17 protein-coding genes and 1 pseudogene are annotated in these 17,621 nt (G+C 62.9%); 17 read left to right on the plus strand and 1 reads right to left on the minus strand.

Going from position 1 to position 17,621, the window contains the following annotated elements:
- The first annotated feature begins 105 nt into the window (after window positions 1-105).
- From NP534_RS18900 to NP534_RS18975, 16 genes are all read left to right on the plus strand, one after another.
- Window positions 106-984, plus strand: a complete 879-nt coding sequence (locus tag NP534_RS18900) for a quaternary amine ABC transporter ATP-binding protein (protein WP_274099701.1) — start codon at window positions 106-108, stop codon at window positions 982-984.
- A gap of 19 nt (window positions 985-1,003) precedes the next feature.
- Window positions 1,004-1,957, plus strand: a complete 954-nt coding sequence (gene proW, locus NP534_RS18905; protein ID WP_274099702.1) for a glycine betaine/L-proline ABC transporter permease ProW — start codon at window positions 1,004-1,006, stop codon at window positions 1,955-1,957.
- A gap of 57 nt (window positions 1,958-2,014) precedes the next feature.
- Window positions 2,015-3,043: a glycine betaine/L-proline ABC transporter substrate-binding protein ProX gene (gene proX / locus NP534_RS18910; protein ID WP_274099703.1), complete on the plus strand. Its 1,029-nt coding sequence runs from the start codon at window positions 2,015-2,017 to the stop codon at window positions 3,041-3,043.
- Window positions 3,044-3,122: 79 nt separating this feature from the next.
- Window positions 3,123-4,169, plus strand: a complete 1,047-nt coding sequence (locus NP534_RS18915; RefSeq protein WP_274099704.1) for a GlxA family transcriptional regulator — start codon at window positions 3,123-3,125, stop codon at window positions 4,167-4,169.
- 237 nt (window positions 4,170-4,406) lie between these two features.
- Window positions 4,407-5,363: a helix-turn-helix transcriptional regulator gene (locus NP534_RS18920; protein ID WP_274099705.1), complete on the plus strand. Its 957-nt coding sequence runs from the start codon at window positions 4,407-4,409 to the stop codon at window positions 5,361-5,363.
- Between the two features lie 101 nt (window positions 5,364-5,464).
- Window positions 5,465-6,823, plus strand: a complete 1,359-nt coding sequence (gene benA, locus NP534_RS18925; protein WP_274099706.1) for a benzoate 1,2-dioxygenase large subunit — start codon at window positions 5,465-5,467, stop codon at window positions 6,821-6,823.
- On the plus strand, window positions 6,820-7,305 hold the full coding sequence (benB, locus tag NP534_RS18930; protein ID WP_261871848.1) for a benzoate 1,2-dioxygenase small subunit: 486 nt from the start codon (window positions 6,820-6,822) through the stop codon (window positions 7,303-7,305). The genes benA and benB overlap by 4 nt, the downstream gene beginning before the upstream one ends.
- 70 nt (window positions 7,306-7,375) lie before the next feature.
- A complete protein-coding gene (benC, locus tag NP534_RS18935; RefSeq protein ID WP_033697720.1) occupies window positions 7,376-8,389 on the plus strand; it encodes a benzoate 1,2-dioxygenase electron transfer component BenC in 1,014 nt (337 codons plus the stop codon).
- A 55-nt stretch (window positions 8,390-8,444) separates the two neighbouring features.
- Window positions 8,445-9,206: a 1,6-dihydroxycyclohexa-2,4-diene-1-carboxylate dehydrogenase gene (locus NP534_RS18940; RefSeq protein ID WP_274099707.1), complete on the plus strand. Its 762-nt coding sequence runs from the start codon at window positions 8,445-8,447 to the stop codon at window positions 9,204-9,206.
- A gap of 56 nt (window positions 9,207-9,262) precedes the next feature.
- A complete protein-coding gene (locus tag NP534_RS18945) occupies window positions 9,263-10,591 on the plus strand; it encodes an MFS transporter (protein ID WP_274099708.1) in 1,329 nt (442 codons plus the stop codon).
- A gap of 64 nt (window positions 10,592-10,655) precedes the next feature.
- Window positions 10,656-11,855: a benzoate/H(+) symporter BenE family transporter gene (locus NP534_RS18950; RefSeq protein WP_274099709.1), complete on the plus strand. Its 1,200-nt coding sequence runs from the start codon at window positions 10,656-10,658 to the stop codon at window positions 11,853-11,855.
- 53 nt (window positions 11,856-11,908) lie between these two features.
- Complete coding sequence (locus NP534_RS18955; protein WP_274099710.1) at window positions 11,909-13,159, plus strand: OprD family porin; 1,251 nt, start codon at window positions 11,909-11,911, stop codon at window positions 13,157-13,159.
- Window positions 13,160-13,263: 104 nt separating this feature from the next.
- Complete coding sequence (locus NP534_RS18960; RefSeq protein WP_274099711.1) at window positions 13,264-14,340, plus strand: metal-dependent hydrolase; 1,077 nt, start codon at window positions 13,264-13,266, stop codon at window positions 14,338-14,340.
- A 3-nt stretch (window positions 14,341-14,343) separates the two neighbouring features.
- On the plus strand, window positions 14,344-15,036 hold the full coding sequence (locus NP534_RS18965; RefSeq protein ID WP_274099712.1) for a TraX family protein: 693 nt from the start codon (window positions 14,344-14,346) through the stop codon (window positions 15,034-15,036).
- 191 nt (window positions 15,037-15,227) lie between these two features.
- Complete coding sequence (locus tag NP534_RS18970; RefSeq protein ID WP_003179963.1) at window positions 15,228-15,440, plus strand: cold-shock protein; 213 nt, start codon at window positions 15,228-15,230, stop codon at window positions 15,438-15,440.
- A 309-nt stretch (window positions 15,441-15,749) separates the two neighbouring features.
- Complete coding sequence (locus NP534_RS18975) at window positions 15,750-15,974, plus strand: hypothetical protein (RefSeq protein WP_274099713.1); 225 nt, start codon at window positions 15,750-15,752, stop codon at window positions 15,972-15,974.
- Window positions 15,975-16,028: 54 nt separating this feature from the next.
- Here the strand turns inward: NP534_RS18975 and NP534_RS18980 are convergent, their stop codons facing one another.
- On the minus strand, window positions 16,029-17,039 hold the full coding sequence (locus NP534_RS18980; RefSeq protein WP_156310278.1) for an aldo/keto reductase: 1,011 nt from the start codon (window positions 17,037-17,039) through the stop codon (window positions 16,029-16,031).
- 276 nt (window positions 17,040-17,315) lie between these two features.
- On the opposite strand from NP534_RS18980, the pseudogene NP534_RS18985 reads away from it, so the two are divergent.
- A pseudogene (locus NP534_RS18985) lies at window positions 17,316-17,621 on the plus strand (PQQ-dependent dehydrogenase, methanol/ethanol family); the annotation flags it as partial.

Raw genomic sequence — 17,621 nt, forward strand, 5'->3', positions numbered from 1 at the left:
ACGTTCGAGTGTGAACGAACTGCCAAGCGTACTCGCACTGATCTACCCGCCTTATTGAAAGTGCGAAGTTGATAGATTGGTTATAAGCATAATAAAGAGGGTCGTATGAGCCATGCCGATGAGATTCTTTCGGTAAACAACATCTTCAAAGTGTTCGGCCCCAACCCGAACATGGCCATGGAGATGCTCCGCAAGGGCGCCGACAAGAACGAAATCTTCAGCAAGACCGGCCACGTCGTCGGCGTGTTCGATGCAAGCTTTTCCGTCAAGCGTGGCGAAATCTTCGTCATCATGGGCCTGTCAGGCTCGGGCAAGTCGACCATGGTGCGGCTGTTCAACCGCCTGATCGAACCCACCTCTGGCAGCATCCACCTCAATGGCCGTGAAATCACCGGGCTGTCCGATAAAGCCTTGCTTGATGTGCGCCGCAAGGAAATGGGCATGGTGTTCCAGTCCTTTGCCTTGATGCCGCACATGAGCGTGCTGCAGAACACGGCCTTTGGCCTGGAAATCGCCGGCGTCGGCGAAGCCGAGCGCCACAGCCGTGCTCGCGAAGCGCTGAGCCAGGTTGGCCTGGCCGGCCACGAGCACAGCTACCCGCACCAGCTTTCCGGTGGCATGCAACAACGGGTAGGGCTGGCCCGCGCACTGGCCAACGACCCGACCATCCTGCTGATGGACGAAGCCTTCTCGGCCCTCGACCCGTTGATCCGCAGCGAGATGCAGGGCGAACTGATGCGCCTGCAGGCCGAACAGCAGCGCACCATCATCTTCATTTCCCACGACATCGAAGAGGCCATCCGCATTGGCCACCGCATCGCGATCATGGAGGGCGGCCGGGTGGTGCAGATCGGCACGCCGCAAGCGCTGATCGACCAGCCGGCCAACGACTATGTGCGCGCGTTCTTCAAGACCTTCAATAGCCGCTGCCAGTGCGCCAGCCTGGCAAACAGCGCGCCGTTGCAGTCCCTGAGCCGCCACTGAACCTACGCGAGGTTGTCCCATGTCCGAATTCAGCCTGCTCGACCCGTTCCAGGCGGCCACCATCCCCCTGGGTGACTGGGTCACCGCCACCCTCAACTTCCTTGTGCACAACTTCCGCGAGGTGTTCCGCGCCATTCGCTGGCCGATCGACCAGGTGCTCAATGGCATCGAGTTCACCCTGCAGAGCATTCCACCCACCATTGGCATCCTGCTGTCGTCGTTGCTCGGCTGGCAGCTGGCCGGCAAGCGCATGGCGCTGCTGTGCTTTGTCACCCTGACCCTGCTCGGTTTGATTGGCGTCTGGTCGGAGTCGATGACCACCCTGGCACTGGTGCTCACTTCGGTGTTCTTCTGCGCGGTGATCGGTATTCCGCTGGGCATCGTCTGCGCCCGCAGCAACCGCCTGGAAAGTATCATTCGCCCGCTGCTCGATGCCATGCAGACGCTGCCGGCGTTCGTCTACCTGGTGCCGGTGGTGATGCTGTTCGGCATCGGCAACGTGCCAGGCGTTCTGGTGACCATCGTCTTCGCCTTGCCACCGCTGGTACGCCTGACCAACCTGGGCATCCGCCAGGTGCCGGAAGACAAGATCGAAGCCGCCCGCGCCTTTGGCTGCACGCCGCGGCAGATGTTGACCCGGGTGCAGCTGCCGCTGGCCACCTCGACCATCATGGCCGGGCTCAACCAGACCCTGATGCTGTCGCTGTCGATGGTGGTGATCGCCTCGATGATCTCGGTCGGCGGCCTGGGCCAGATGGTGCTGCGCGGCATCGGCCGGCTGGACATGGGCCTGGCCACGGTCGGTGGCGTCGGGCTGGTGCTGCTGGCGATCTTCCTCGACCGCCTGACCCAGGCCATGGGCGCGCGCAGCAGCGCCGACCCGAGCCTGCGCTGGTACCACACCGGGCCCGTGGGCGTGGTGCTGCGCCTCTTCGGTGCAGGGCAAGCTGCAGGGCGGCGCAAGACCGCCTGATACAACCCTATTCGACCTGCCGCACACGCTATAAAAACCACAAGAAGGTACGCGACAATGTTGGAATCCATGTTCTCCCGCAGCATCCTGCAAGGCGCCAGTGCCTTGGCCCTGGTCATCGCCTCGCTGTGCGCCAACGCTTCGGCCGACCAGCCGGGCGAGGGCGTGAAGGTGACGCCGATCTTCCCCTCCATTGCCGAGGAGCGCTTCCGTGGCGAGGTGGCCATGGAGGGCCTGCGCGAACTGGGCTACAAGGTCCAGGAACCCAAGGAAACCGAATACGGCGTGATGATGGTGGCGCTGGCCAACGGCGATGCCGACTTCACCGTGCACCTGTGGGACAAGCTGCACGACAAGTTCTACCAGCAGGCCGGTGGCAATGACGTGATGGTCAAGGCCGGCGACATCATGCCGGGCGTGCTGCAGGGCTACCTGATCGACAAGAAGACCGCTGAGCAGTACCACATCAAGTACATCACCGACCTTAAAAAGCCGGAGATCGCCAAGTTGTTCGACACCGACGGCGACGGCAAGGCCAACCTCACCGGCTGCAACCCCGGCTGGGGCTGCGAGCTGGTCATCGCCCACCACATGAAGGCCTACGGCCTGGGCGATAGTGTGCACGTGGACCAGGGCTCGTACTTTGCGCTGATGGCCGACACCATCACCCGCTACAAGGAAGGCAAGCCGATCCTGTACTTCACCTGGGTGCCACAGTGGATTTCCACCGTGCTGGTCGAGGGCAAGGACGTGGTCTGGCTGGAAGTGCCGAAGACCGACCTGCCCGATGGCAACAACTCGGTCGACACGATGTACAAGGGCAAGAACCTGGGCTTTGCGGTCGACAAGGTCGAGGCTGTGATGAACAAGGAGTTTGCCGAAGAGAACCCGGCGGCCACCAAGTTCCTGTCACTGATGCAGATCACCACGGCTGACGAGAGCGCGCAGAACCTGAAGATGCAGCAGGGCGAGAAGAAGCCTGCCGACATCACCCGGCATGCCAAGGAGTGGGTGGCGGCGCACCGTCAGCAGTTCGATGAATGGCTGCAGGCGTCGCGCGCAGCGGCGACCCAGGCCAGCAAGTAACCTGGTCCATCGGTGTTGGCTTCATCGCGGGCTCACCTGCGATGAAGGGCACCGCGATTTTCGCAGTAGAGTTGAAACCATGAGCCATTTCGAAAGCAGCCTCAAGAACGCCAACCTGGCCCACCTGGACGCGGCTGGCCGCACCGCGCTGTCGATGCCGTGCCAACGCGTCGCCTTCGTACTGCGCGAGCACTTCTCCATGATGGCCTTCACCGCCGCCATGGACACCCTGGTTACCGCCAACCTGATGAGCGCCACGCCATTGTTCCAGATCCAGGTGGTGGGGGACGGGGCGCAGGTCATGAGCGACCTGGGCATCGCCTTGCCGGTCAACACGCCACTGGCCGAGCTGGATGTGCAGGCTCTGGACAGCCTGTTGGTGTGCGGTGGGTTTCGCGTGCGCCTGGAAAGCGCGCCGCTGCTGCGCGCCAAGTTGCGCCAGGCCGACCTGCATGGCTGCCAGCTTGGCGGTTTGTGGAACGGCGCCTACTTCCTGGCCGAGGCGGGCCTGCTCAATGATCACGACTGCGCCTTCCACCCCGATGGCCGGGCGATGATGAGCGAGCTGTTCCCCAAGGTACGGGTCAGCCGCCAGGCCCATGTCCTGGACCGCCAGCGTTTGAGCTGCGCGGGTGCCAGCAGTGCCCTGGACATGATGCTGGCGTTGCTTGAACACAGTGGCGGCCCGGTATTGCGCCGGGCAGTGGAACAGATGCTGGCGTGCGACCGCGCGCGGGTGATGAGTGATGCGCCGGCCAGCGCAGCGGAAATCGACCCGAGCCTGCCCAAGGGTGTACGTTTGGCCCTTGAGCTGATGCATGCCAATATCGAAGACCCGATCGGCATCGACGAAATCGCCGAGCATGCGGGGTTGTCGCGTCGTCACCTGGAGCGCTTGTTCCGCCGCCACGTGCAGGCGACACCGCCGCGCTACTACCTGGAGTTGCGCCTGACCCATGCACGCCAGCTGCTGCAACACACCAGCAAGTCACTGACCGAGGTGGCGGTCGCCAGTGGGTTTGTGAGTTTTCCGCATTTCTACCGGCGTTTTCGCGAGCTGTTCGCCATCGCCCCGCGCCAGTTCCGGGCGCGCAGCCAAGGCTGGGCGGTGCAGCAGAGCGCATAATAGCGTTCGGTAATCGAACATTAAGCATTGACGCCTTGTCCGCTATCCGCACGCCCATTCCAATCGTCGCATTGCCCAACCCCCGCCTTTTTGCTTAAGTGTGGCCATTCACCGGCTGTCGCCTGCCCCAATTCCCTGCGCCCAGCCCGATAGAATGACCGTGATCGACCGCAACCACTGGCCCCAAGCCCGTAGGGAGCGGCGCCCAGAACAATAACGAAACCGAGTGCCTTGCCTATGGAAAGCCGCCTGCTGAGCGAGCGCAGTAGCGTGTTTCATCACGCCGACCCCTATGCTGTGTCCGACTATGTGAACCAGCACGTGGGCCAGCATTGCATCGGCTTGTCCCGCACCACCCATCCCCAGGCCAGCCTCAGCCACCGCAAGTTCGCCGAACTCGACCTGTGCCGCATCAGCTACGGCGGTAGCGTGCGCGTCACCTCGCCAGCGCTGGAAACCATCTACCACCTGCAGGTGCTGCTCAACGGCAACTGCCTGTGGCGCGGGCACCAGCGCGAGCATCACCTGGTGCCCGGCGAGCTGCTGCTGATCAACCCCGACGACCCGGTTGACCTGACCTACTCGGAAGACTGCGAGAAATTTATCCTCAAGGTGCCGACCCGGCTGCTCGATTCGATCTGTGACGAGCACCGCTGGCAGCGGCCTGATGGCGGCGTGCGGTTCTTGCGCAACCATTACCGGCTGGAGGAGCTGGACGGGTTCGTGAACCTGCTGGCCATGGTCTGCCATGAAGCCGAGGTGAATGAGCCGTTGCCTCGCGTGCAAGGGCACTACAGCCAGATTGTCGCGAGCAAACTGCTGACCTTGATGAGCACCAACATTCGGCGCGAAAGCCTGAGTGCGCCGGCGGCGAGCCTGGAGCGGATCCTGGATTACATCGAGCGCAACCTGAAGCTTGAGCTGTCAGCCGAGGTGCTGGCAGAGCAGGCCTGCATGAGCTTGCGGTCGCTGTATGCGCTGTTTGATCGGCACCTGGGTACCACGCCCAAACATTATGTGCGGCTGCGCAAGCTGGAGCGGGTGCATGCGTGCCTGAGCGATGCCAGTTGCAGCGTGAGGAGTGTGACCGAGCTTGCCATGGACTATGGCTTCCTGCACTTGGGACGCTTTTCGGAAACCTACCGCCAGCGCTATGGGGTATTGCCCTCGGTAACGCTGCGCAACCGCGGTTGATGTGCACAAAGCGGATAGCACTCTGCACGAAAAGGATATTGCCACCACGCCTTGATCCCTAACCTGACATGGTCTGAACAATAACAATGGAGACCCTGGCCATGTCCCTGGGATTCGACTACCTCAATGCCATGCTCGAGGACGACCGTGAACAGGGCATCTACCGCTGTAAGCGCGAGATGTTCACCGACCCACGGCTGTTCGACCTGGAGATGAAACACATCTTCGAGGGCAACTGGATCTACCTGGCCCATGAAAGCCAGATCCCCGAAAAGAACGACTTCCTCACCCTGACCATGGGGCGCCAGCCGGTCTTCATCGCGCGCAACAAGGACGGGGTGCTCAACGCCTTCCTCAATGCCTGCAGCCATCGTGGTGCCATGCTGTGCCGGCACAAACGCGGCAACCGCGCCAGCTACACCTGCCCGTTCCACGGCTGGACCTTCAACAACAGCGGCAAACTGCTCAAGGTCAAAGACCCGAGCAACGCCGGTTACCCCGACAGCTTCAACTGCGACGGCTCCCACGACCTGACCAAGGTCGCGCGTTTCGAGTCGTACCGGGGCTTCCTGTTCGGCAGCCTGAAGGCCGATGTCAAACCGCTGGTGGAGCACCTTGGCGAGTCGGCCAAGATCATCGACATGATCGTCGACCAGTCACCTGAAGGCCTGGAAGTGCTGCGCGGCGCCAGTTCGTACATCTACGAAGGCAACTGGAAGCTCACTGCCGAGAACGGCGCCGACGGCTACCACGTCAGCTCCGTGCACTGGAACTACGCCGCCACCCAGAACCAGCGCAAACAGCGCGAGTCGGGTGACGAGATCAAGACCATGAGCGCAGGCGCCTGGGCCAAGCAAGGCGGGGGCTTCTATTCCTTCGACCACGGCCACCTGCTGCTGTGGACCCGCTGGGCCAACCCCGAAGACCGCCCGGCATTCGAGCGACGTGATGAGCTGGTTGCCGACTTCGGCCAGGCACGCGCCGACTGGATGATCGAAAACTCGCGCAACCTGTGCCTGTACCCCAACGTGTACCTGATGGACCAGTTCAGTTCGCAGATCCGCATTGCCCGGCCGATTTCGGTGAACAAGACCGAAATCACCATCTACTGCATCGCGCCCAAAGGCGAAAGCACCGATGCCCGCGCCAAGCGCATCCGCCAGTACGAGGACTTCTTCAACGTCAGTGGCATGGCCACCCCGGACGACCTGGAAGAGTTCCGCTCGTGCCAGACCGGCTACGGCGGCGGTACCGGCTGGAACGACATGTCCCGCGGCGCTGAGCACTGGGTCGAAGGCGCCGACGAGGCGGCCCGCGAAATCGAGCTCAAACCGCTGCTGTCGGGTGTGCGCACCGAGGACGAAGGCCTGTTCGTGCTGCAGCACAAGTACTGGCAGGACACCATGATCCAGGCGCTCAAGGATGACCAGCAACTGATCCCCGTGGAGGCCGTGCAATGAGCCTCTACGAAACCGTGCGCGACTTCCTCTACCGCGAAGCGCGCTACCTGGACGATGCCCAGTGGGACCAGTGGTTGGAGCTGTATGCCGCCGACGCCAGCTTCTGGATGCCGGCGTGGGACGATGACGACCGCCTCACCACCGACCCGCAAAGCGAGATATCGCTGATCTGGTACGGCAACCGTGGCGGCCTCGAGGACCGGGTGTTCCGCATCAAGACCGAGCGCTCCAGTGCGACCGTGCCGGATACCCGCACCTCACACAACATCAGCAACATCGAGATCGTCGAGCAAGGCGAGGGCTACTGCCAGGTGCGCTTCAACTGGCACACCCTGAGCTTTCGCTACAAGACCACCGACAGCTACTTCGGCAGCAGCTTCTACACCCTTGACCTGCGCGGCGAGCAACCGCTGATCCAGGCCAAGAAGGTGGTGCTGAAGAACGACTACGTGCGCCAGGTCATCGACATCTACCACATCTGATCCGAGGTAACGCGAGCCGCTCGGTGTGCCGCTTGGCGCGCCGTGGCGACGCTCGCCCGCGAGGTGCTACATGAGCTTCCAGATCGCACTGAATTTCGAAGACGGGGTGACCCGCTTCATCGAGGCCGATGGCCATGAAACCGTGGCCGACGCTGCCTATCGCCAGGGCATCAACATCCCGCTGGACTGCCGCGACGGCGCCTGCGGCACCTGCAAGTGCAAGGCCGAAGCCGGGCGTTACGACCTGGGCGACAACTTCATCGAAGACGCCCTGAACGAGGACGAAATCGCCGAAGGCTACGTGCTGACCTGCCAGATGCGCGCCGAAGCCGACTGCGTGCTACGCATCCCGGCGTCTTCGCAACTGTGCAAGACCGAGCAGGCCAGCTTCGAGGCCGCCATCAGCGATGTGCGCCAGTTGTCGGCGAGCACCATTGCCCTGTCTATCAAAGGCGAGGCGTTGAGCCGGCTGGCGTTTCTGCCGGGGCAGTACGTCAACCTCAAGGTGCCGGGCAGCGAGCAGAGCCGCGCCTACTCGTTCAGCTCGCTGCAGAAGGACGGCGAAGTCAGCTTCCTGATCCGTAACGTACCCGGCGGGCTGATGAGCAGTTTCCTCACCAGCCTGGCCAAGGCCGGCGACAGCATGAGCCTGGCAGGGCCGCTGGGCAGCTTCTACCTGCGGCCGATCCAGCGGCCGCTGTTGCTGCTGGCCGGTGGTACCGGGCTGGCACCGTTCACCGCCATGCTGGAGAAGATCGCCGAGCAGGGCAGCGAACACCCGCTGCACCTGATCTACGGGGTGACCAACGACTTCGACCTGGTCGAACTGGACCGCCTGCAGGCCTTGGCGGCGCGCATCCCCAACTTCACCTTCAGTGCCTGCGTGGCCAACCCTGACAGCCAACATCCGCAGAAGGGTTACGTCACCCAGCACATCGAGCCGCGCCACCTCAACGACGGCGATGTGGATGTGTACCTGTGCGGGCCGCCGCCGATGGTAGAGGCGGTCAGCCAGTACGTGCGTGAGCAGGGGATTACACCGGTGAACTTCTACTACGAGAAGTTCGCGGCGGCTGCGGCCTGAGCGTTCGTGGGGGCTGCCGCTCCCACACAGACAGCATCAATATGGAGCGTTTCAGATGACGTCAAGATTTCACAATAAGGTCGCCCTGGTCACCGGCGCTGCCCAGGGCATTGGCCGAGGGGTGTGCTGGCGGCTGAAGGCCGAAGGCGCACAAGTGGTGGCGGTGGACCGTTCCGAACTGGTTCACGAACTGGCCGGGGAGGGCATGCTGACCCTCACCGCCGACCTCGAGCAGCACAGCGATTGTGCCCGGGTCATGGCCGCTGCAGTCGAGGCCTTCGGGCACCTCGACATCCTGGTCAACAACGTCGGCGGGACCATTTGGGCCAAGCCCTTCGAACACTATGAAGTGGAACAGATCGAGGCCGAAGTGCGCCGCTCACTGTTTCCGACCTTGTGGTGCTGCCACGCCGCGTTGCCCTACATGCTCGAACGGGGGGCAGGGGCCATCGTCAACGTTTCGTCCATCGCCACCCGTGGCGTCAACCGCGTGCCCTACGGCGCGGCCAAAGGCGGCGTGAACGCACTGACCGCCTGCCTGGCCTTCGAAACCGCCGGCCGCGGGATCCGCGTCAATGCTACCGCCCCTGGCGGCACCGAGGCGCCGCCGCGGCGGGTGCCACGCAACAGCGCCGAGCAGAGCGAGCAGGAAAAGGCCTGGTACCAGCAGATCGTTGACCAGACCCTCGACAGCAGCCTGATGCACCGCTACGGCAGCATCGACGAGCAGGTTGGCGCAATCCTCTTCCTGGCCTCCGACGAGGCCTCCTACATCACCGGTGTGACCCTGCCGGTAGGGGGCGGCGACCTCGGCTGAGCCACACCCTAAGGCAAAGGTTTTCTTCCACAACAAAAACAATAGAGACAGCTGCCATGCGAACCCTTGACGTACACCCGATCATCGATAACGCGCGCTTCACACCCTTCCACTGGATGGTCATGGCCTGGTGCGGCCTGTTGCTGATTTTCGACGGCTATGACTTGTTCATCTACGGCGTGGTCTTGCCGGTGATCATGAAGGAGTGGGGGCTGACGCCACTGCAGGCCGGCGCCCTGGGCAGCTACGCGTTGTTCGGGATGATGTTCGGTGCCCTGGTGTTCGGCAGCCTGGCCGACCGGATCGGGCGCAAGAAGGGCATCGCCCTGTGCTTTGCCCTGTTTTCCACGGCAACCATCCTCAACGGCTTCGCCAGCAGCCCCAGCGAGTTTGGCATCTATCGCTTTATCGCCGGCCTGGGCTGCGGCGGGTTGATGCCCAACGCCGTGGCACTGATGAACGAATATGCGCCAAAACGCCTGCGCAGCACGCTGGTGGCGATCATGTTCAGTGGCTACTCGTTGGGCGGCATGCTTTCGGCAGGCGTCGGTATCTTCATGCTGCCGCGTTTCGGCTGGGAGTCGATGTTCTTCGCCGCAGCCGTACCCCTGTTGCTGTTGCCGGTGATTCTCTACTACCTGCCGGAATCCATTGGTTTTCTGGTACGCCAAGGGCGCACCGATGAAGCCCGCGCACTGCTCAAGAAGCTCGACCCCGCTTGCGACATACAGCCTGGCGACACGCTGCAGGCAACGGACCGCAAGGGCGGCGGCAACGCTGTCGTGGAGCTGTTTCGCAACGGCCTGGCCGTGCGCACCCTGGCCCTGTGGCTGGCGTTTTTCTGCTGCCTGCTGATGGTCTACGCACTCAGCTCGTGGCTGCCAAAACTGATGGCCAACGCAGGTTACAGCCTGGGTTCGAGCCTGTCGTTCCTGCTGGTGCTGAACTTTGGCGGCATGGCCGGGGCTATTCTGGGGGGCTGGTTGGGCGACCGCTACAACCTGGTCAAGGTCAAGGTCGGCTTCTTCGTTGCTGCGGCACTGTCGATCAGCTTGCTGGGCGTGAACAGCCCGATGCCGGTGCTGTACCTGCTGATCTTCATTGCCGGCGCCACCACCATCGGCACGCAAATACTGCTGTACGCCGGCGCAGCGCAGATGTACGGCCTGTCGGTACGCTCCACCGGCCTTGGCTGGGCCTCGGGGATCGGCCGCAACGGCGCCATCGTCGGCCCGCTGCTGGGGGGCGCACTGATGGGCATCAACCTGCCGCTGCAACTCAATTTCATCGCGTTCGCCATCCCTGGCGCGATTGCCGCGCTGGCCATGGCCGTGCACCTGGTCAGTGGCCGGCGGCATGGCCTGGCTACGGCTGCACAGGCCTAGCAAGACCACAGGCCTTGCAAGAGGCCTGATCCACACACCTGCCCCAAGCCTTGCGAGAGGTGCCATGAAAACCCTGTTCAAGGACAGTTCGCTGTCCGCCATCGTGGCCGGTTGCCTGGCGACGATGATTTCCTACGCCGGCCCGCTGGTGATCATCTTCCACGCCGCCGAGGCCGCGCACATGCCTCACGGCCAGCTGTCGTCCTGGGTGTGGGCCGTTTCCATGGGCAGCGGTGTGCTCGGCGCATTGCTGAGCTTGCGCTATCGGGTGCCGGTGGTGATCGCCTGGTCGATCCCGGGTTCGGCCCTGTTGGTGACTGCCTTGCCGGCACTGGGGCTGGAGCAGGCCGTGGGGGCCTACCTGGTGGCGAACCTGATCCTGCTGCTGATCGGCATCAGCGGGGCCTTCGACCGCATCATCACGCGCCTGCCCGGGTCCATCGCTGCTGGCATGCAGGCGGGCATCCTGTTCAGTTTCGGCACCGAGGTGTTCCGCGCCTTGCCCATGCAACCGCTGCTGGTACTGGCGATGTTCGTTACCTATGTGCTGATGCGCAGGGTTCAGCCGCGGTATGCGGTGGCCGCCGTGCTGTGCGTGGGGGCCGTCGTCACCGTGGCCAGCGGTGCGTTCCGCAGTGAGGCCCTGGTGCTGCAACTGGCCTCGCCACAGTGGGTTACCCCGCAGTTCAGCCTGGCGGCGGTGTTCAGCCTGGCGCTGCCACTGGTGCTGGTGGCCCTGACCGGGCAGTTCATGCCAGGGATGGCGGTGCTGCGTAACGCCGGCTACGCCACACCGGCCAGCCCTTTGATCGGTGCCAGCGCCATCGGCGGCGCCTTGCTGGCACCTTTCGGTTGCCACGGCCTGAACCTGGCAGCCGTCACCGCCAGCCTGTGCACCGGCCATGAGGCCCATGAAAACCCGCGCCGGCGGTATGTCGCGGCCGTCGCCGGCAGCGTGTTGTACCTGCTGTTGGGGGTTGCCGGTGCCACGTTGATGTCGCTGTTTGCGGCCTTCCCTGCGGCATTGATCGCAGCCCTTGCCGGGCTTGCCCTGTACGGGGCGATCAGCGAAGCCCTGGCGCGCAGCCTGGCCGAGCCTACGGAGCGCGATGCCGGCCTGTTCACGTTCCTGGTCACCGCCTCGGGGGTGTCTTTCCTTGGCCTGTCGGCGGCGTTCTGGGGGCTGCTGTTCGGCCTGTTGGCGCATGCGCTGCTCAGGCTGCGTCGGCCGCAAGCGAGCGAGGTATTGCGCCGTACCCCATGAACCCCGTGTTCCCAGCGCTTTATCCATAACAACAAGATCAAGAGAGCTTCGGAATGAACCACACCCCTTGCGTTGCCATCGGCCTGACCTTGCTCAGCCAACCTGTGCTGGCCGCTGATGGCGGCTTCTTCGAGGATTCGAAAGCCAGCCTCAGCGCCCGTAATTACTACTTCAGCCGTGACTTCTCGGACATCGTCGGGGCCAATCAGCAGTCCAAGGCCGAGGAGTGGGCCCAGGGCTTCATTCTCGACTTCAAGTCGGGGTACACCCCCGGCACGGTCGGCTTTGGCGTGGATGCCCTGGGCCTGTTGGGGATCAAGCTCGACAGCAGCCCTGACCGGGTCAATACCGGCCTGCTGCCGGTGCATGGCGATGGCCGCGCCGCAGACGACTACAGCCGCCTGGCACCGACGTTCAAGGCCAGGGTGTCGAAGACCGAGCTGCGTGTTGGCGAGCTGCAACCCAACTTGCCGGTGCTGACCTTCAGCGATATCCGCCTGTTACCTCCGACTTACCAGGGTGTGAGCCTGAGCACGTCCGAGCTGCAAGGCCTGACCTTGCAGGGCGGGCATTTGCGGTCCACGCACCTGCGCAACGAAGGCGGCGACGGCAAGATGAACGCCATGCTCGGCCATGTGCCGATGCGCCAGGCACAAAGCGATGCGTTCAACTATGTCGGGGGCGATTACGCGTTCAATGCGAACCAGAGCAGTGTCAGCCTGTGGTACGGGCAGCTGGAAGACATCTACGAACAAGGTTTTGTCGGCTTCAAGCACAGCAAACCCGTGGGGGACTGGGTGCTGAGTGCCAACCTGGGGTACTTTACCGCCCGCGAAGACGGTGACGCGCTGCTCGGCACTATCGACAACCAAGCCTTCTTCTCGCTGTTCACCGCCCGGCATGGTGGGCACAGTGTGCATGTGGGGTACCAGGGCATCTACGGCGACAGCCCGTTCCCCCGGGTATTCGCCAACATTTCACCGTTGGGTAACGAGGTCCCCACCTACGAGTTCGCGTATACCGACGAGCGCTCCTATCAGCTGCGCTACGACTACAATTTCGCCGCCATGGGCGTACCCGGGTTGACGGCAGGGGTGCGTTATATCACCGGCAACAATGTCGATACCGGGCTGGGCTATGAGGGCCGTGACCGCGAGCGGGACCTGGATATCGGCTACGCGGTGCAGAGCGGGCTGCTGAAAGGGTTGGGGATCCGGCTGCGCAATGCCATGGCCCGCTCCAACTACCGCAGTGATATCGATGAGAACCGCCTGATCCTGGTGTACACCTGGCAGTTGTTGTGAAAACCCATCGCCCGGCTGTTGCCACCTTTTGTCACTGAACCGCATTTGCACCGCAGGGCAGGAGGGGGGTAGTTTTCCTGGGTCATCCACACAGGAACTCCCCCTTGGACTCATTGACCCAAGCCGTACTCGGCGCCGCCCTGCAGGGCACTGTGCTCGGCCGCATCCAGGGCCGCCGTTCGCTGCTGTATGGCGCCGCGCTGGGCACCCTGCCTGACCTGGACGTGATCATCCGCTACGCCGACCCGGTCTCGCAGATGACCTACCACCGGGGTTTCTCCCACTCCCTGTTCGTCCTCACCGGGCTGGCGCTGTTGCTGGCCTGGTGCGTCAACAGGTGCTGGCCGGGCAAAGGCTACACCTTGCCGCGGCTGTTCCTGGCGTTCTGGCTGGTGCTGGTCACCCACCCGGTGCTCGATGCCTTTACCGTGTATGGCACGCAACTGTTCTGGCCGCTGTCGGTTACCCCGCAAAGCTGGGCGGCGGTGTTCATCATCGACCCGGTCTATACCGTGCCGCTGCTGGCCGCAGTGGTCTACACCCTTGCCAAGGGGGTGACGGGCAAGGCCGTGAGGCTGATGACCCTGGCACTGGTCTTCAGTACCGCCTACCTGGGCTTTGGCCTGGCCGGGCGCATGCAGGCGGAGCAGCGTTTTCAGGCAGCCCTGGACCACCAAGGCATCACGGCCAGTGACGTACGCGCCGTGCCTATCGCCTTCAACAGCCTGATCTGGCGCGTGCTGGCCAAGACCCCGGACGGCGCCTACTACGAAGGTGTCAGCAGTTGGCTCGATCAACATCCGCCGGAAATGCAGCGCCTGCCCCGCAACCTTGAACTGGGTGCGGCGCTTGCCGCTGCGCCACTGCATCAACGCCTGCGCTGGTTCACCGATGACTGGCTGCGTTACGACGAGGTCGACGGCGCGCTGGTGGTGACCGACCTGCGCATGGGGATCCCAGGCAACTACACCTTCCGTTTCAACATGGCCCACCGCGACAGCCAGGGGCACTGGATTGCCGATACCCCCACGGCATGGCAGGGGGCAGGGGTGGCGTCGATGTTCAACAGCCATGACCTGGCATTGATCTGGCGGCGCATCGTCGACCAGCAACCGCCCCTGCCGCTGGCTGCCTGGACCTCCCGCTACCTGGCGCCGACGGCGGCACAGCGCGGGCACTAGGGGATGCGCTCGGCAGGGCTGGACCTGGTCAAGTGGGTGGCGATCGTGACCATGGTCGCCGACCACCTGCGCTTTATATGGCCGCGTGCCGAAGGTTTGTTCATCCTTGGCAGGTTGGCCTTCCCGCTGTTTTGCCTGGCTATCGCCGTCAATGTCGGGCGCCAGCACGGAGGGGCGCCGTCAACCGGCGTCAACCTGCGCTACCTGGGCGCGATGCTGGTGTTTTCAGTAGTGTCCGAATGGCCCTACCGTTGGCTAGACAGCGGTTCGCAGACGTTCAGTGTGATGCCGACGCTGGCCCTTGGGCTCCTGGTAGCCGTGGGCGTGCAGCAGCATCAGCTGGTAGCACGGGTACTTGGTCTGGTAGCCCTGGTGGCTGCGGCCCTGTTCAGTGAACGCCTGATGTACGGCCTGGCCGGCGTGCTGTTGCCGGCCGCCTGGCTCATGGCTCGCCGCCTGGGCGCGCTGACGTGGCTGCTGCCGTGCCTGCTGGCAATGGCGGGCAACCTGACCAACGGCTGGTTGCGCGAACATCCGCTCGCGCCGTTCACCCTGCTGACCTTGGCCGCCGCTGCCTTGGCGGTGCCGTTCGGCTGTTTGCTATTACGTCGTGATGAGTGGCGCGTGCCAGCGGTGGGGCGCTGGGGGTACCTGTTCTACCCGGTGCATTTGCTGGTGATCAACGCGCTTATTTGAAGGGGGTACAGGGGCATTTTGCCGGTGAATTCGGGTACAGGATTCAGCTATTTTCGACACTGGTAAAATTGTTAGTAGCTTCTCGCCGACAAAGCGCTCAATATGTGGCTTGCAGGGGCTTGTTGTTTGACATGGCCCTCGTTGTAAATTTCACGGAAAACGCATCAAAACAGCCATCGAGGGCTCAGAGCATGTCCAACAGACAAACCGGTACAGTTAAATGGTTCAACGATGAAAAAGGCTTCGGCTTCATCACCCCACAGGGCGGTGGCGACGATCTCTTCGTTCATTTCAAAGCCATTGAATCGGACGGCTTCAAGTCGCTGAAAGAAGGCCAGACTGTCAGCTTCGTTGCCGAAAAAGGGCAAAAAGGCATGCAGGCCGCTCAAGTGCGTCCTGAGTAAGACACGTACCAGCCGGCTCAACGTTCGAACAGGCACCCGCAACCTTGCGGGTTGACCGGGGTACTTGATCGAACGATGTGAAGCCTGGCAACTGGGTAACGTGTAAAAAAAGCTCCGTATCGAAAGATACGGGGCTTTTTTCGTTTTGGCTGGACAGCAGCCGAGGTCGCCCGATCAACAGGGATTACCTAGTAATAGTGCTAGTAGCCGTCTGCCTGCCGATGGGCGATTATTTACAGTGATCCGTGAATAGTTTGTTCCAGGCTACTGATAACAGTGACCATTCAGATACAACAGGAGGTGCTGCTCATGCCCAGAAAAGCGCAGTCGCTGACCGCAATGTCGTTGGCACAGGTTGATCCCCAGTTTGTAGCACCGGGGGTTGGCGAGGTTGTGTTTCTGATGGGGGACGGCGGCCAAGGTGCCCCGATCATCCGCGAGGGTCAGCACGTCAGTTATGAAATCGAGCAGCGGGAAGATGGGCTGTTCTATGCGGTGAACATCGTCATCGAAGACGAGCCACCCTTGAACTAGATTAACTGCTCGATGGCTGGCCAAGGGGCTTCATAGCCCCTTGCCGATCTGCCTTCAACTGCGCGCCAGTCGCCCGCTGACAAAGTGCGCCACATCATTGAAACCTGGGGTAGATGCATGCCCCGGCGTCACCAGCGAATCGATGAACGCTTCATCCTCTGCCGTGATCTTCACTTCCAGTGCCCCGGCATAGGTGTCCCATTGCGCTTCGGTGCGGGGCCCGACAATCGCCGAACTGACCTGTTGGTTGTTGAGCACCCAGGCAATCGCAAATTCCACGATACCCACGCCCTTGGCCTCGACGTATGCCTGGATCTGGCGAGCGATGGCCAGTGACTCCTGGCGCCACTCCACTTCCATGATGCGCTTGTCCTGGCGCCCGGCACGGCTGCCGGCATCCGGTACCGAGCCAGGTGCGTACTTGCCGCTGAGCACGCCGCGGGCCAAGGGGCTGAACGGCACCACGCCCAGGCCATGGTAGGCCGCTGCGGTCAGTTGCTCGGGCTCTGCCTGGCGGTTGACGATGTTGTACAGCGGCTGGCTCACTACCGGCTTGGCCACGCCCAGGCGCTCGGCCAGGTTGCAGATATCGGCAATACGCCAGCCGCGGAAGTTGGACACGCCCCAGTAGCGGATCTTGCCCTGGCGCAGCAGGTCGCCGATGGCCTGCACGGTCTCCTCCAGCGGCACCTTGTGGTCCTCGCGGTGCAGGTAGTAGATGTCCAGGTAGTCCAGGTCCATGCGCGTCAACGTGGCATCGATGGCATTGAACACATGTTTACGCGACAACCCGCTGCGGTTGGGCAGGCCGTCGGCGGGGCCAAAACCAACCTTGGAGGCGACGATCCAGTCCTGGCGATGACGTGCCACGGCTTCGCCGACAATTTCTTCCGAGCGCCCGGCGTTGTAGACATCGGCGGTGTCGATGAAGTTGATGCCCTGATCCCAGGCTTTTTCGATGATCCGCAGGGCGTCTTCGGTGCTGGTCTGCTCGCCGAACATCATGCTGCCCAAGGTAAGGGCGGAAACCTGCAGGCCACTTTGGCCGAGGGGACGGTAGATCATGCGGGTAAGTCCTTTGCAGTGGGCTGATGTGCCTGTTTTACACAGAACCAAGCGGCATTGAAAGCCTGCAGCAAGGGCTGACACACCTGTGCCACGGCCGCATCAGCTGTGCCATGGCTGCTGCAGCCACAGCCTGCAGACAAGCGCAGGCCGTTTGCGCTCGAACCGCTCTGGCATGGCTGTTTCGACGGGGCTGGGCGACGCTGGCACAACCGTTGCTCTGTCTGTTGCAGGCGCCTGCCATGGCGTCGCCATAACAAGAACGGAGAAGCCACCATGAACCGAACAGGCCCGCACCGCCGGCCCTTCCCGCACGCCCTGGGCTGCCTGGCCCTTGCCTTGGCCTGCTGCGCACCTGCCTATGCCGCCGACGTCGATGGCAAACGCATCATCGCCGCCGACCAGGAACCCGGCAACTGGATGAGCCACGGCCGCACCTACGATGAGCAACGCTTCAGCCCCCTCAAAGCCATCAACCAGGACAACGTCAATCAGCTAGGCCTGGCCTGGAGCTACAAACTCGACCTGGACCGTGGGGTGGAGGCCACGCCCATTGTGGTCGATGGGGTGATGTACACCACG

Origin of the sequence: Pseudomonas sp. 39004, assembly GCF_028682155.1 — a bacterium.
GTDB classification, from domain to species: Bacteria; Pseudomonadota; Gammaproteobacteria; order Pseudomonadales; family Pseudomonadaceae; genus Aquipseudomonas; species Aquipseudomonas capeferrum.